This is a genomic window from Gordonia sp. (in: high G+C Gram-positive bacteria) (assembly GCF_052106715.1).
Classification (GTDB): Bacteria; Actinomycetota; Actinomycetes; order Mycobacteriales; family Mycobacteriaceae; genus Gordonia.
The window spans coordinates 101,016-113,672 of sequence record NZ_JBQEDL010000001.1; the positions used below are offsets into that span (position 1 = coordinate 101,016).

The 12,657-nt window shown below is 66.4% G+C and carries 12 protein-coding genes; 4 read left to right on the plus strand and 8 right to left on the minus strand.

Annotated features, from left to right (window positions below):
- Positions 1-104 precede the first annotated feature (104 nt).
- The 3 genes from ACTIMF_RS00425 (at position 105) to ACTIMF_RS00435 (ending at position 4,890) form a co-directional block, all read left to right on the plus strand.
- Entirely contained in the window at positions 105-1,640 is a 1,536-nt protein-coding gene (locus tag ACTIMF_RS00425; RefSeq protein ID WP_442348294.1) for a CoA-acylating methylmalonate-semialdehyde dehydrogenase, read from the plus strand.
- 169 nt (positions 1,641-1,809) lie between these two features.
- Entirely contained in the window at positions 1,810-3,303 is a 1,494-nt protein-coding gene (locus ACTIMF_RS00430; RefSeq protein WP_442348295.1) for a fatty acyl-CoA synthetase, read from the plus strand.
- Positions 3,304-3,441: 138 nt separating this feature from the next.
- Positions 3,442-4,890 carry a catalase gene (locus tag ACTIMF_RS00435; RefSeq protein ID WP_442348296.1) on the plus strand — a complete coding sequence of 483 codons (1,449 nt, stop codon included), beginning with the start codon at positions 3,442-3,444 and terminating at the stop codon, positions 4,888-4,890.
- A gap of 54 nt (positions 4,891-4,944) precedes the next feature.
- On the opposite strand, the gene ACTIMF_RS00440 is transcribed toward ACTIMF_RS00435, so the two are convergent.
- Genes ACTIMF_RS00440 through ACTIMF_RS00450 form a run of 3 tightly spaced genes read right to left on the minus strand, consistent with a single transcriptional unit; the run spans position 4,945 to position 7,102 of the window.
- Positions 4,945-5,193, minus strand: coding sequence for a hypothetical protein (locus ACTIMF_RS00440; RefSeq protein ID WP_442348297.1), 249 nt, complete (start codon positions 5,191-5,193; stop codon positions 4,945-4,947).
- Positions 5,194-5,231: 38 nt separating this feature from the next.
- Complete coding sequence (locus tag ACTIMF_RS00445) at positions 5,232-6,428, minus strand: MFS transporter (protein ID WP_442348298.1); 1,197 nt, start codon at positions 6,426-6,428, stop codon at positions 5,232-5,234.
- A 35-nt stretch (positions 6,429-6,463) separates the two neighbouring features.
- A complete protein-coding gene (locus ACTIMF_RS00450) occupies positions 6,464-7,102 on the minus strand; it encodes a GntR family transcriptional regulator (protein ID WP_442348299.1) in 639 nt (212 codons plus the stop codon).
- 89 nt (positions 7,103-7,191) lie between these two features.
- Here ACTIMF_RS00450 and ACTIMF_RS00455 point away from each other — a divergent pair, with 89 nt between their 5' ends.
- Positions 7,192-7,596: a YccF domain-containing protein gene (locus tag ACTIMF_RS00455; protein ID WP_442348300.1), complete on the plus strand. Its 405-nt coding sequence runs from the start codon at positions 7,192-7,194 to the stop codon at positions 7,594-7,596.
- A gap of 176 nt (positions 7,597-7,772) precedes the next feature.
- On the opposite strand, the gene ACTIMF_RS00460 is transcribed toward ACTIMF_RS00455, so the two are convergent.
- From ACTIMF_RS00460 to ACTIMF_RS00480, 5 genes are all read right to left on the minus strand, one after another.
- Positions 7,773-8,399 (minus strand): MBL fold metallo-hydrolase, encoded by a 627-nt coding sequence (locus ACTIMF_RS00460; protein WP_442348301.1) that lies wholly within the window; start codon positions 8,397-8,399, stop codon positions 7,773-7,775.
- On the minus strand, positions 8,396-9,484 hold the full coding sequence (locus ACTIMF_RS00465; RefSeq protein ID WP_442348302.1) for an S-(hydroxymethyl)mycothiol dehydrogenase: 1,089 nt from the start codon (positions 9,482-9,484) through the stop codon (positions 8,396-8,398). The genes ACTIMF_RS00460 and ACTIMF_RS00465 overlap by 4 nt, the downstream gene beginning before the upstream one ends.
- 66 nt (positions 9,485-9,550) lie before the next feature.
- Positions 9,551-10,081, minus strand: coding sequence for a Rho termination factor N-terminal domain-containing protein (locus ACTIMF_RS00470; RefSeq protein ID WP_442348303.1), 531 nt, complete (start codon positions 10,079-10,081; stop codon positions 9,551-9,553).
- Between the two features lie 65 nt (positions 10,082-10,146).
- The gene (locus ACTIMF_RS00475) at positions 10,147-11,328 is read right to left on the minus strand and encodes an N-acetylglucosamine-6-phosphate deacetylase (protein ID WP_442348304.1); all 1,182 of its coding nucleotides are present in this window, start codon (positions 11,326-11,328) and stop codon (positions 10,147-10,149) included.
- Positions 11,329-11,344: 16 nt separating this feature from the next.
- Positions 11,345-12,358 (minus strand): SIS domain-containing protein, encoded by a 1,014-nt coding sequence (locus ACTIMF_RS00480; RefSeq protein WP_442348383.1) that lies wholly within the window; start codon positions 12,356-12,358, stop codon positions 11,345-11,347.
- Between the last annotated feature and the right edge of the window lie 299 nt (positions 12,359-12,657).

The following is a 12,657-nucleotide window of genomic DNA, read 5'->3' on the forward strand; positions in this document are numbered from 1 at the left end:
GCTCCGCTGATCGAGCGGAGTCGAGATAGCTCCGCTGATCGAGCGGAGTCGAGATAGCTCCGCTGATCGAGCGGAGTCGAGATCCACCCCGAAGGAGCACCACCATGACCGACGTCATCCCCCACTACATCAACGGCAAGCGCACCACCACGATCGGCGACGCCACGCCCTCGGGCCGCACTGCGGACGTACTGAACCCGAGCCTGGGCACCGTACAGGCGCAGGTCGCTCTCGCGTCGACCGACGAGGTCGCGGCCGCGGTCGCGATCGCCGCCGAGGCGCAGAAGGAATGGGGTTCGTGGAATCCGCAGCGTCGCGCCCGTGTCCTGATGCGGTTCATCGCGTTGGTGAACGAGAACATGGACGAGCTGGCGACGTCGCTGTCGATGGAGCACGGTAAAACGTTCGAGGACGCCAAGGGCGATGTGCAGCGCGGCATCGAGGTCATCGAGTTCGCGACCGGTATCCCGCACTTGATCAAGGGCGAGTACACCGAGGGCGCAGGCCCCGGCATCGATGTCTACTCGATGCGTCAGCCGCTCGGCGTCGTCGCTGGCATCACCCCGTTCAACTTCCCCGCGATGATTCCGCTGTGGAAGGCGGGTCCGGCCTTGGCGTGCGGAAACGCCTTCATCTTGAAGCCCTCCGAGCGTGACCCGTCGGTCACGGTGCGTCTGGCCGAGCTGTTCACCGAGGCAGGCCTGCCGGACGGCGTGTTCCAGGTCGTCAACGGCGACAAGGAGTCGGTCGACGCCCTCCTGACTCACCCCGACGTGAAGGCTCTGGGCTTCGTCGGCAGCAGCGACATCGCGCAGTACATCTACGAGACCGCGGCTGCCAACGGCAAGCGGTCGCAGTGCTTCGGCGGCGCGAAGAACCACATGATCATCCTCCCGGACGCCGACCTCGACCAGGCCGTCGACGCCCTCGTCGGCGCGGGTTACGGCGCCGCCGGCGAGCGCTGCATGGCGATCTCGGTGGCCGTGCCGGTCGGCGAGGAGACGGCGGAGGCGCTGCGCGCCAAGCTCGTCGACAAGGTGAAGGCGCTGCGCGTCGGCCACTCGCTCGACCCGAAGGCCGATTACGGTCCGCTCGTCACCGGTGCCGCGCGTGACAAGGTCATCGACTACATCGGGCAGGGGGTCGAGTCCGGAGCCGAACTCGTCATCGACGGACGCGAACGCACCAGCGACGACTCGACGTTCGGCGACGACGACTTGTCGAACGGCTACTTCGTCGGCCCGACCCTGTTCGACCACGTCACCAAGGACATGTCGATCTACACCGACGAGATCTTCGGTCCGGTGCTGACGATCGTGCGCGCCAAGGACTACGACGAGGCACTCGCACTCCCGACCGAGCACGAGTACGGAAACGGCGTCTCGATCTTCACCCGTGACGGCGACGCCGCGCGAGACTTCACCTCGCGCGTAGAGGTCGGCATGGTCGGCGTCAACGTGCCGATCCCGGTCCCGGTGGCCTACCACACGTTCGGCGGCTGGAAGCGGTCCGGATTCGGCGACCTGAATCAGCACGGCCCGGCATCGATCATGTTCTACACGAAGACCAAGACCGTCACCCAGCGGTGGCCGTCCGGCATCAAGGACGGGGCCGAGTTCTCCATTCCGACGATGGAGTGACGCCTCCTTCTCCCGAGAACTGTCCGCTCATCGCTCCGTTTGGACTATTGGCCCAAACAGGGCGGTGAGCGGACTGATCTCTGCACGTGGCCGCCATTCCAACCGGTCTCCGACCGATCCGACCCGAATCCGAGAGCTGCGCCGTACCGTGACAAACGTGGATGTCCGAGTGAACACAATCGATTCCCTTCTGCGCAGATCAGCGGCGCGCACGCCGAACGCTGTCGCGCTCCGGTTCGCCGATCGCGACTGGACATACCGTGAGCTCGATGACGCCGTGACGCGTGCCGCCGCACGGCTCCTTGCGCTCGACGTCGAGCCCGGGGCGCGGATCGCGGCGTTCGGAGTGAACTCCGACGCCTACTTGATCGGATTCCTCGCCACAGTCCGCGCAGGTCTGGTTCACGTGCCGATCAACTTCGCGCTCAAAGCCGGTGAACTGCGATATCTTCTGGAGGACTCCGGTGCGTCCATCGTGCTCGTCGATCCACCCCTGCGGCCGACGCTCGACGAGGTCACCACCGACCTCCCGGTGATCCCCCTGCGCGACGCGGACAACAGTCTCGTGACGTCGTCGTCGGACGGCCCGGTGCCCGAGCTCGATGTGACGGTCGGCCCGACCGATCTCGCGCAGCTGCTGTACACGTCGGGCACGACATCTGCGCCGAAGGGCGCGATGATGACTCATCAGGCACTGGTCCACGAGTACGTGTCGAGTCTGGTCGGACTCGACTTCACCGTCGACGACTCCCCTCTGGTCGCGATGCCGCTCTACCATTCGGCGGGCATGCACGTGTTCGCGCTGCCGTACCTGTCGATCGGCGCGACGGTCTCGTTGATCGAGAAGCCCGACGTCAGCGAGATCCTCCGGCTCATCGAGGAACGTCGTGTCGGCTCTCTGTTCCTGGCGCCGACGGTGTGGGTGCCGCTCGCGAACAGTCCCGAACTGGACTCACGGGATCTGAGTTCGCTGAAGAAGGCACAATACGGGGCGTCGATCATGCCGGTCACCGTCTTGAATCGGCTGCGCGAGCGCTACCCGGACATCGGCTTCTACAACTGTTTCGGCCAGTCGGAGATCGGTCCGCTCGCGACTGTTCTGCTGCCCGAGGAGCACGCCGACCGTCCCGCATCGTGTGGACGTCCGGCCTTCTTCGTCGAGACCCGGATCGTCGACGGCAACGGTGACGACGTCCCGATCGGCGAGCAGGGCGAGGTCTGCTACCGATCGCCGCAGCTGTGCAGCGGCTACTGGAACAAGCCCGAGGCGACCGAGGAGGCGTTCACGGGCGGCTGGTTCCATTCGGGCGATCTCGTGACCAGCGACGAACAGGGCTACATCACTGTCGTCGACCGGATCAAGGACGTCATCAACACCGGCGGCGTCCTGGTCGCCTCGCGCGAGGTGGAGGACGCGGTCTATCTGCATCCCGCCGTCGCCGAGGTCGCGGTGATCGGTACACCGGACGAGAAGTGGATCGAGGCGGTGACGGCGGTCGTCGTCGTCAAGGGCGGCCAGTCGGTCACCGAGGACGAGTTGATCGCGTTCGTCAAAGAGCACATCGCGCCGTTCAAGGTCCCCAAGTCGGTGCGGTTCGTCGACGAGTTACCGCGCAACCAGAGCGGCAAACTGTTGAAGCGGGAGCTGCGCGCCAAGGCATGATCGGAATCCCCTCGGTGAGGAGATGATTCGGTTGCATCCCATGCGGAGCAGTCCGATTAGACGATAGCCTCGGAAGTGGGCCCGTGCCCCGGTCGCGGGTCCGCCACAGCCCACGTCTACCTCCCTAGGAGGACGAGCATGACCGAGGAGAACAACTACACGACCGCGGACTCCGGCGCGCCGGCAGGAAGCGATGAACACTCTCTCACTGCGGGAGCTGCGGGTCCCATCGTCCTGCATGATCACTACCTGATCGAGCAGATGGCGCAGTTCAACCGCGAGCGCATCCCCGAGCGTCAGCCCCACGCCAAGGGCAGCGGTGCGTTCGGCACATTCGAGACCACCGAGGACGTGTCCGCGTACACGTGTGCCTCGTTGTTCCAGCCCGGAGCGAAGACCGAGATGGTGGCCAGGTTCTCCACCGTCGCAGGCGAGCGCGGCAGCCCGGACACCTGGCGTGACCCGCGCGGATTCGCGTTGAAGTTCTACACCGATGAAGGCGTCTACGACATGGTCGGCAACAACACGCCGGTCTTCTTCATCAAGGATCCGATGAAGTTCCAGCACTTCATCCGTTCGCAGAAGCGTCGCGCCGACAACAACCTGCGCGATCACGACATGCAGTGGGACTTCTGGACGTTGTCGCCCGAGTCCGCGCACCAGGTCACCTGGCTGATGGGCGACCGCGGTATCCCGCGCACGTGGCGTCACATGAACGGCTACAGCTCGCACACCTACATGTGGGTCAACGCCGAGGGCGTCAAGCACTGGGTCAAGTACCACTTCATCTCCGATCAGGGCGTCGAGTTCCTCAAGCAGGACGAGGCAGATCAGCTCGCGGGCGCCGACGGCGACTTCCACACGCGCGACCTGTTCGACTCGATCGCGAAGGGCGACAACCCGAGTTGGACTCTCAAGGTCCAGCTCATGCCGTTCGACGATGCGACGAGCTACCGGTTCAACCCGTTCGATCTGACGAAGGTCTGGCCGCACGCCGACTACCCCCTCCACGAGGTGGGCAAGATGACGCTGCACACCAACCCGACCGACAACCACGCACAGATCGAGCAAGCGGCGTTCGAGCCGAGCAACGTGGTGCCGGGGATCGGTTTCAGCCCCGACCGGATGCTGCTCGGTCGCGTGTTCGCGTACTCGGACGCACACCGCGCACGACTCGGAGCCAACTACAAGCAGATCCCGGTCAACCGGCCGCACAATGAGGTCCGCAGCTACTCGAAGGACGGCGCGATGCGCATCGATCCGGTGAGCGACCCCGTGTACGCACCGAACTCGAAGGGCGGTCCGGCCGCCACGTACTCCGGGCAGGCCGAGCCGCAGTGGGCCACCGACGGCGAGATCGTCCGCACCGCCTACGTCGACCATCCCGAGGACGACGACTGGTCACAGCCCGGCTCGATGGTCCGTGACGTTCTCGGCGACGAGGAACGGGACCGACTGGCGGGCAATGTCGCCGGGCATCTCCTCGACGGCGTCAGCGAGCCGGTGCTCGCTCGAGCATTCGAGTACTGGCGCAACGTCGACGGCGATCTCGGAGCCGAGATCGAACGGCGGGTACGCGCCGGGTAAACGCGATAGACGCGAATGACAGACGGCGCCAGGGCACCCGTGCCCTGGCGCCGTCTACTCTTCCCAGCGCTCGCTCGAACTCGGGTATCGGACGCGGAGATAGCTGTACAGGTAGGTGCTGGCGAGCAGAGCGGCCGCCGAACCGACGGCCCACCAGAGCCACGGATTGACGAGACCGTCGCGGACGGCGGCGACGATCCAGACGAGGATCGTCGCGAAGCTCGCGATCGTCGCCGTCAGTCGGACGGTCAGCACGACGGTCGCGGCAAGCGACCACGCTGCTCGTCGTCCCGCCTCGGTCATATGGGCAACACTATGCGGTCGGCTTGTCGCCTCGCGCATCATGGCAGGTGTCTGCGCGAGCCGTACGCGATTGCGCCGAGCGAGATCCCGAGTAGGACGATCAACGCGATCAGCAGTTCCAGGGTCGTGAACGGCGGCGTGAGCGCGGCCAGGATCGTCGGCATCGCGAACCCGACGTACGCGACTGCATAGAAGATCCCGGTCAAGCGTGCGAGGTCCTCGGGCGGTGCGATCCGCTGCACCTCCATCAGCCCCGAGGTGAGCCCGATTCCGAACCCGACCCCGAACACGATGCTGGCGACGACGCCGATCGCGAGGCTCTCCGCGGTGACGGCGGCGATCATGATGACGATGCCGACCATGAGGGTGGCCAGCGAGACGAGCAGTCCGCGTGCGCTCGAGGCGGAATCGATCCGTTTGGCCAGGGGCTGCACCGCCGCACTGGTTCCGAGCGCGATCACGCTGAGCAGCGTCCCGTACGCCAGGCCGAGGCCGCCTGCTGCGTCGGCGAGCAGCACCGGCTGATAACCGTACGACAGTCCGCACGCGATGAACAGCCAGGGGCAGCAGATCAGCACCACGCGCACGAATCGACGGTGCCGAGCCGACCGCACGAGGAGCGGCCCTCGGTCGACAGTCTGCCCGGACACGGCAGGGGCCGTCTCCGTCGGCCGCAGCAGCAACCAGGCGAACGGGGCCGCGACGGCGATGTGCAGGAGGAACGGCAGGGTATGCGTCCACGGGCCCCATTGGGCGATGCAGCCCGCGACGAGTGCCCCGAGCGCCGAGCCGAGGGTGAACGCGAGCGATGCACGACGTGCACCCGACGACACGTCGGCGCGCGGGTCGAACGGGGCGCGTGAGAGTTCTTTGAGCCAGGTGGTGCCGACCGCTGTCGCGGTGCCGACGGCGACACCGGAGAACATCCGTCCGAGGAAGATCGTCCACAGGCCGAGTTCCTCGCTCGCGAGCAACGCACTGCCGACGAGGCCGGCCGCCACCGCGACCAGCATCGGTGCACGACGCCCCACGCGGTCGGCGACAGCGCCCGAGACGATGAGGGCAGGCACCAGTCCGACGACGTAGATTCCGAGGAACGCCGTGACCGTGGACGCCGAGAAATGATCCTGCTCGCGGTACATGACCAGCAGCGGACTGAACTGGTTACCCGACCACGCGCACACGAAGAGCGCCCCGAACACGAGCACCCAGTCGCGCGAGAGGGTCCTCGCCACCGCCTCTGGCCGGGCGCCGACCTGCGTCCCGGCCGTCACAACGCGCCCTGGTACAGGTCGAAATGGGTCTGCAACAGCGCCGAGTACTGCTCGGCGGCGCCGTCGCGCAGGCAGGCGGCCAGCTGCTCGTGATGATCCAACGACGATCGGAGATTGGCCGGGTCGATGCGCAATAGGAGGTTCCGCAGACGCTGTTGACGAGCCCACAACTGCTCGTAGAAGTGCACGGCTATCGGATTGCCGGAGGCGCGGACCACGATGAGGTGGAACTCGTCGTCGACGCCGATGAAGCCGTCGACGTCCTCAGCGTCCACGAGCACGCGTTGGCGTGCGAGGTTCGCTCCGAGGTCGGCGCGGGTCTGCTCGTCGAGCCCGCCCTTGCCGAACAGCTGAGCTGCGGACGCCGCCTCGATCGCGTGCCGCATCGCCAGGACGTCGTTCGTCTCGGACGGAGTCATCGGCCGGACGACGGCGCCGCGTCGCGGCTGCAGATCCAGCAGCTGCTCCGCCTCCAGACGGAGGAAAGCCTCATGAACCGGCGTACGACTGAGCCCGAGGTCCGTGCTGACGGCGACCTCGCTCAGCAGCGCCCCGCCCGGCAGATCGCCGTTGATGATGCGCCTCTTCGTCGTCGTGTACGCACGCTCGGCAGCGACTTCCGCATTCGATCCCATGACTCATGAAATTACTTGCATGCATACTTGCATGCAACGAACGTGAGCTACGAGACTCCCCGTTGGCCGTCGTCGTGGATGATTACGGTATGCGCACTCTGCTGAACATCATCTGGCTCCTGCTCTGCGGTCTGTGGATGGCGATCGGTTACGTCGTCGCGGGCATCATCTGCTGCATTCTGATCATCACCATCCCGTTCGGGATCGCGTCGTTCCGCATCGCCGCATACGCGCTCTGGCCGTTCGGGCGGACCACCGTCACCAAGCCAACCGCAGGTACGGCCTCCACGATCGGCAACGTCATCTGGATCGTCTTCGCAGGCATCTGGCTCGCCATCGGGCACATCACGACCGGCATCGCCCTGTGCATCACGATCATCGGCATCCCGCTGGGCATCGCGACCTTCAAGATGGTGCCGATCTCCTTGATGCCGCTCGGCGTCGACATCGTCCCGGTCGACGCGGTCCGGCCCGGGGTGTACGAAGCCCGCTGAATCGCACCGATCCAGGCCCAATGCTGATCGAGCGGAGTCGAGATCCCTCACCTCACGCCGATCGAGCGGAGTCGAGATCCCCGGACGACAGTGCGCCGCACGGGGTCTCGACTCCGCTCGACCAGCAGTGGAAGGTCTCGACCAGCGGAGTCGAAGCGCTCGACCAGCAGCAGCAGTCAGTTACCGCGCCGGATCCACTCGTCGAGGTCACCTGCCTCGGCGCCGACCGTGGTCTCGTCACCGTGGCCGGTGCAGACGCGCGTGTCGTCGTCGAGCACCAGGATCCGATCCCGGATCGACGCGATGATGTCGTCGAAACTCGAGAACGACCGGCCGGTGGCACCCGGACCGCCCTGGAACAGGGTGTCTCCGGAGAACAGCACCTTGGCCGACGGCGACCAGAGCACACACGATCCCGGCGAATGGCCCGGAGTATTGATCACCTCGAGGCGGTCGCCGCCCACCTCGATGACCTGCCCGTCGAAGAGGTCGCCGTGCGGGACACCCGGATGGGTCTGCTCCCACAGCATCTCGTCGGCGGGGTGCAACAGGATCGGCGCATCCGTGGCCTCGGCGAGCTCGGGTGCCACGCCGATGTGGTCGTTGTGCGCGTGCGTCAGCACGATCGCGACCACCGTGCGGCCGTCCACCGCGGCGAGAATCGGTGCGGCGTCATGGGCCGCGTCGATGATGACGACTTCGGAGTCGTCGCCGACCACCCAGATGTTGTTGTCGACGTCCCAGGTTCCACCGTCCAACGAGAACGTGCCGGACGTGACCACTCGATCGATGCGCAACGTCATAGCTGAACCACCGATCGCAAGACCTTGCCCGCCTCCATCGACTCGAACGCCTCGTTGACGCCGTCGATGCCGATCCGCTCGGACACGAACTTCTCCAGCGGCAGACGTCCCTGCAGATGCAGGTCGACGAGCATCGGGAAGTCGCGTTCGGGCAGACAGTCGCCGTACCAGGACGACTTCAACGCACCGCCCTGGCTGAAGAAGTCGACCAGCGGCATCTCCAGGCGCATCTCCGGTGTCGGGACGCCCACGAGGACGACGACGCCGGCGAGGTCGCGCGAGTAGAACGCGGTCTCGTAGGTCTCCGGCCGGCCGACGGCGTCGATCACGACGTCGGCGCCGTAGCCGTCGGTCAGTTCCCTGACCGCTTCGGCGACATCCGTGGTCTTCGACGCGTCGATGGTGTGCGTCGCACCGAGTTCGGTTGCCCACGCGAACTTTCCGGGATCGCGGTCGACGGCGATGATCTTCGTCGCTCCTGCCAGACGAGCGCCCGCGATCGCGGCGTCGCCTACTCCGCCGCAGCCGATGACGGCGACCGAGTCGCCGCGCGACACCTGCCCGGTGTTCATCGCCGCGCCGAGTCCCGCCATGACGCCGCAACCCAACAGACAGGCGACGGCTGGGTCAGCCGACGGATCGACCTTGGTGCACTGGCCCTCGTGGACGAGAGTCTTCTCGGCGAACGCACCGATACCGAGCGCAGGCGTCAACTCGGTGCCGTCGGTGAGCGTCATCGGCACACTCGCGTTGTGCGTGTCGAAGCAGTACCAGGGCTTGCCCTTGCGGCAGGCGCGGCACTCGCCGCACACCGCACGCCAGTTCAGGACGACGAAATCGCCGACCTCGACGTGTGAGACGGCGTCGCCGACGGACTCGACGACGCCTGCCGCCTCATGGCCCAATAGGAACGGGTACTCGTCGTTGATTCCGCCGCTCGCATAGGCGAGGTCGGTATGGCAGACGCCGCACGTCTGCACTTTGACGACCACGTCGTGCGCCCCAGGATCGGGGATCACGACGTCGACGAGTTCGGTCGGCGCGTTCTTGGTACGGGAGACGACTCCCTTGACCACCTCGGACACTCCGGGCTCCTATTCGGTTCGATGCATAACTGACCCTGTCGATGGTAGGTCAGTTCTGCCGTCGACCTACTTCAAAGCGGCGATCAGCGCGGCCTTGTTCATCGTCGAATAGCCCTTGACGCCCTTAGCCTTTGCTTCGGCCTTGAGCTGGGCGACAGTCTTCGAGCCACCCGCGGCAGGCTTGGGTCCGGGCTTCGCGGCAGGCTTGGGTGCCGACGCTGCGGCAGGCTTGGCAGCCGCAGGCTTGGGTGCGTCAGCCTTCTTCACGGCAGCAGGCTTCTTCGCTGCGGCGGGCTTGCTTGCCTTCTTGGGTGCATCGGCCTTCTTCGGCGCATCAGCCTTCTTGGGGGCGTCAGCCTTCTTGGCAGTGTCCGCCTTCTTAGGCGCGTCCGCCTTCTTGGCAGCGTCGGCCTTCTTGGGCGCGTCGCTCTTCTTGGAGCCGGACTTGGTCACCGCGGCGACGATCTCGGCGCCCGGCTCATCCTTCTTGGCGAGCGGCGAGTATGCGACGACGAGGTCACGCAGAGCCATCACCTCATTGGTGAGGCGCTTGACCTCGTCCTCAAGGCGCTTGATCAAAGTCTTCTTGGCAGTCATCGGCAGATCCCCTCCGAAGATGTCGTGTCGCCTGCCGGCGGTTCCGAGCAGGCTCGTCAATCACCCTACGACGCCGACCCCTCCGTCGTGGTATCCGGCGCGGCGTTGATGTCAATTCCAGTCACATGCTGCACCTGCAGTTCTTCGTCCAGAACGACGAGATCGGCGCGATATCCGACCGCCAGAAGCCCGATGTCCTCGCGCCCCAGAACGCGGGCGGGCGTCGTCGAGCACATCGCCGACGCCGCGAGCAGCGCGTCATCACGCGGCATCGGATTCGGTTCGGCGACGAGTCCGGCGACGGTCCTGGAGAACAGCGCGTCCATCGTCGCGGTGCTGCCTGCGATCGCATCATTGCTGCGTAGACGCGCCACACCGTGCAGGACGCACACATCGAGAGACCCGAGAACGTAATCGCCGTCGGCCATTCCCGCCGCGACCATCGCGTCGGTCACCAGCGCCGTGCGGCCGGCTCCGACAGTCCGCTCCACGTCGGCGACGAGCGCCGGATGAAGGTGAACGCCGTCGCCGATCAGTTCGACGACGACACGCGGATCCTCGGTGAGCGCCAGGACCGGCCCGGGCTCACGATGTCCGAGCGGCGCCATCGCGTTGAACAGGTGAGTCGCGACACACGCGCCTCGATCGAGGGCCGCGCGGGTCTGCTCGTAGGTGGCGTCGGTGTGTCCGACGGCCACGCGAACTCCCGCGGCGACGAACCGTTCGACGGCGTCGAGCGCGCCTGGCAACTCGGGCGCGATCGTCACCATGACGATGGTCCCGTCGGCGATCTCGAGCAGCCGGTCGATCTCGTCGAGGTCGGGTGCGCGCAGGCGGTCCGGGGCGTGGGCGCCGCACCGCCCGGGCGCGATCCACGGACCTTCCAGATGAATGCCCGCGCTGACCCCGTCCCGGACCAGCGGTGCGAGGCGCGCGACGATTCCCGCCAGCTCGGCGCGACTCGCACTGACCGTGCTGGTGACGGTCGTCGTGGTCCCGTGCCTGCGGTGGAAGGCGACACCGGCACGCACCTGGTCCGGATCCCCGTCCGTGTACGATGCTCCCCCGCCCCCGTGTACGTGCTGATCGACGAAGCCGGGAACCATTGTGCTGCTGCGGAATTCGAGGTCGGGTCCGGTCGGCGGCAGGCCCGAGCCGATATCGTCGATCACCCCGTCACGGATTGAGACCCAGCCCGGCCGGTGAACCACGCCGTCGCCGACGACGGCCCCGGCGGCAATGATCATCTACAGCGTCCGATCACTACAGGGTCTCCGTCACCTTGCGCAGGCCGCGCGGGGTGTCCGGGTCCTCCCCGCGCGCGATCGACAGGTGCAGCGCCATCTGCTGAAACGGGATGATCTCGAGCAGCGGCGACAGTTCCTCGGGCGCGTCCGGGATCGCGACCCCGCCGGTGAGGCCGGCGATCGACGACGCCGCTCCGACGCCGAAGATGTCCGCGCCGCGCTCTACGAGTCGTTCGATGACCGGAACCATCGCGTCTCCGCCACGACCGGCTGGCACCACCGCGAGCACCGGCACCTGCGGGTCGACGGTCGCGAGCGGCCCGTGAAGCAGATCCGCGCCCGAGAACGCCTGCGCGGTCAAGTACGACGTCTCCATGAGCTTCAACGCGGCTTCGCGCGCCGTCGGATACGAGTAGCCGCGACCCGTGGTGAGCAGGCGTTGCGCGTACCGATACTTCTGCGCGGCCTCCGCCAACGCGTCGCTCGCGAGAAGCACGTGGTCACCGAGATCCGGAAGCGAGTCGGCAGCCGACGTGTCGATGCCGCGCCACGCCGCTATCACCAGGTAGAGCGCCAGCAGTTCGGAGGTGTAACTCTTGGTCGCCGCCACGGACTTCTCCACGCCCGCACGCACATCGACGTGGAGTTCGGCCGCATCCGAGAGGGGCGACGACTCATTGTTGGTGATCGCAAGTGTCAGCGCCCCCTGCTCCCGACCCACCTCGACCGACTTCACGAGATCGGGCGACCCTCCGGACTGGGAGACCGCGATCAGCAGTACATCGCGCAGGTCCGGTCGCGCACCGTAGACGGTCACCGCCGACGGCGACACCATGCCCGCCGGTATCTGCAGCCCGATCTCGACGAGGTACTTCGCATACAGCGCGGCATGATCGCTGGTGCCACGCGCGACGAACTGAACGAAACGCGGTGCGCGAGAAGCGATGACGTCGCCGACCTCAGTGCAGGCCGCACGAGCGGTGAGAAGGTCGCGCCACGCCGCGGGTTGCTCGGCGATCTCCGCCGCCATCAGATGTCCGGACTGGTGATCGTTCGCGGTCATGAGAGTCCTTCGCGGCAGGAGCAGACGTGTCGCCTCGACCATATCGACGATCAGCGCGTCCCACAGGCGGACGGCACGTTCGTCAGTTCAGTCCAACTTCGCCTGGTATCGACCCGGAACTGCGCAGATCGGCGATCGATGGACAAGAGAATCCAGCTCGGGCGAGGAGCGTCACGACTTATCCACCCGGCATGCCCAACCACCGTACGGCTACGGACCAGACGGGTATGGACAGGATGCGGCGACCACTCGTTTCAACACTGAGC

What these genes read in the sequence shown, in the direction of transcription:
- ACTIMF_RS00475 (WP_442348304.1), bottom strand. Translation starts at nt 11,328, where the DNA reads ATGATCATTGCCGCCGGGGCCGTCGTCGGCGACGGCGTGGTTCACCGG.
- ACTIMF_RS00480 (WP_442348383.1), bottom strand. Translation starts at nt 12,358, where the DNA reads ATGGCGGCGGAGATCGCCGAGCAACCCGCGGCGTGGCGCGACCTTCTC.
- ACTIMF_RS00435 (WP_442348296.1), top strand. Translation starts at nt 3,442, where the DNA reads ATGACCGAGGAGAACAACTACACGACCGCGGACTCCGGCGCGCCGGCA.
- ACTIMF_RS00425 (WP_442348294.1), top strand. Translation starts at nt 105, where the DNA reads ATGACCGACGTCATCCCCCACTACATCAACGGCAAGCGCACCACCACG.
- ACTIMF_RS00460 (WP_442348301.1), bottom strand. Translation starts at nt 8,399, where the DNA reads ATGACGTTGCGCATCGATCGAGTGGTCACGTCCGGCACGTTCTCGTTG.
- ACTIMF_RS00455 (WP_442348300.1), top strand. Translation starts at nt 7,192, where the DNA reads ATGCGCACTCTGCTGAACATCATCTGGCTCCTGCTCTGCGGTCTGTGG.
- ACTIMF_RS00450 (WP_442348299.1), bottom strand. Translation starts at nt 7,102, where the DNA reads ATGGGATCGAATGCGGAAGTCGCTGCCGAGCGTGCGTACACGACGACG.
- ACTIMF_RS00470 (WP_442348303.1), bottom strand. Translation starts at nt 10,081, where the DNA reads ATGACTGCCAAGAAGACTTTGATCAAGCGCCTTGAGGACGAGGTCAAG.
- ACTIMF_RS00440 (WP_442348297.1), bottom strand. Translation starts at nt 5,193, where the DNA reads ATGACCGAGGCGGGACGACGAGCAGCGTGGTCGCTTGCCGCGACCGTC.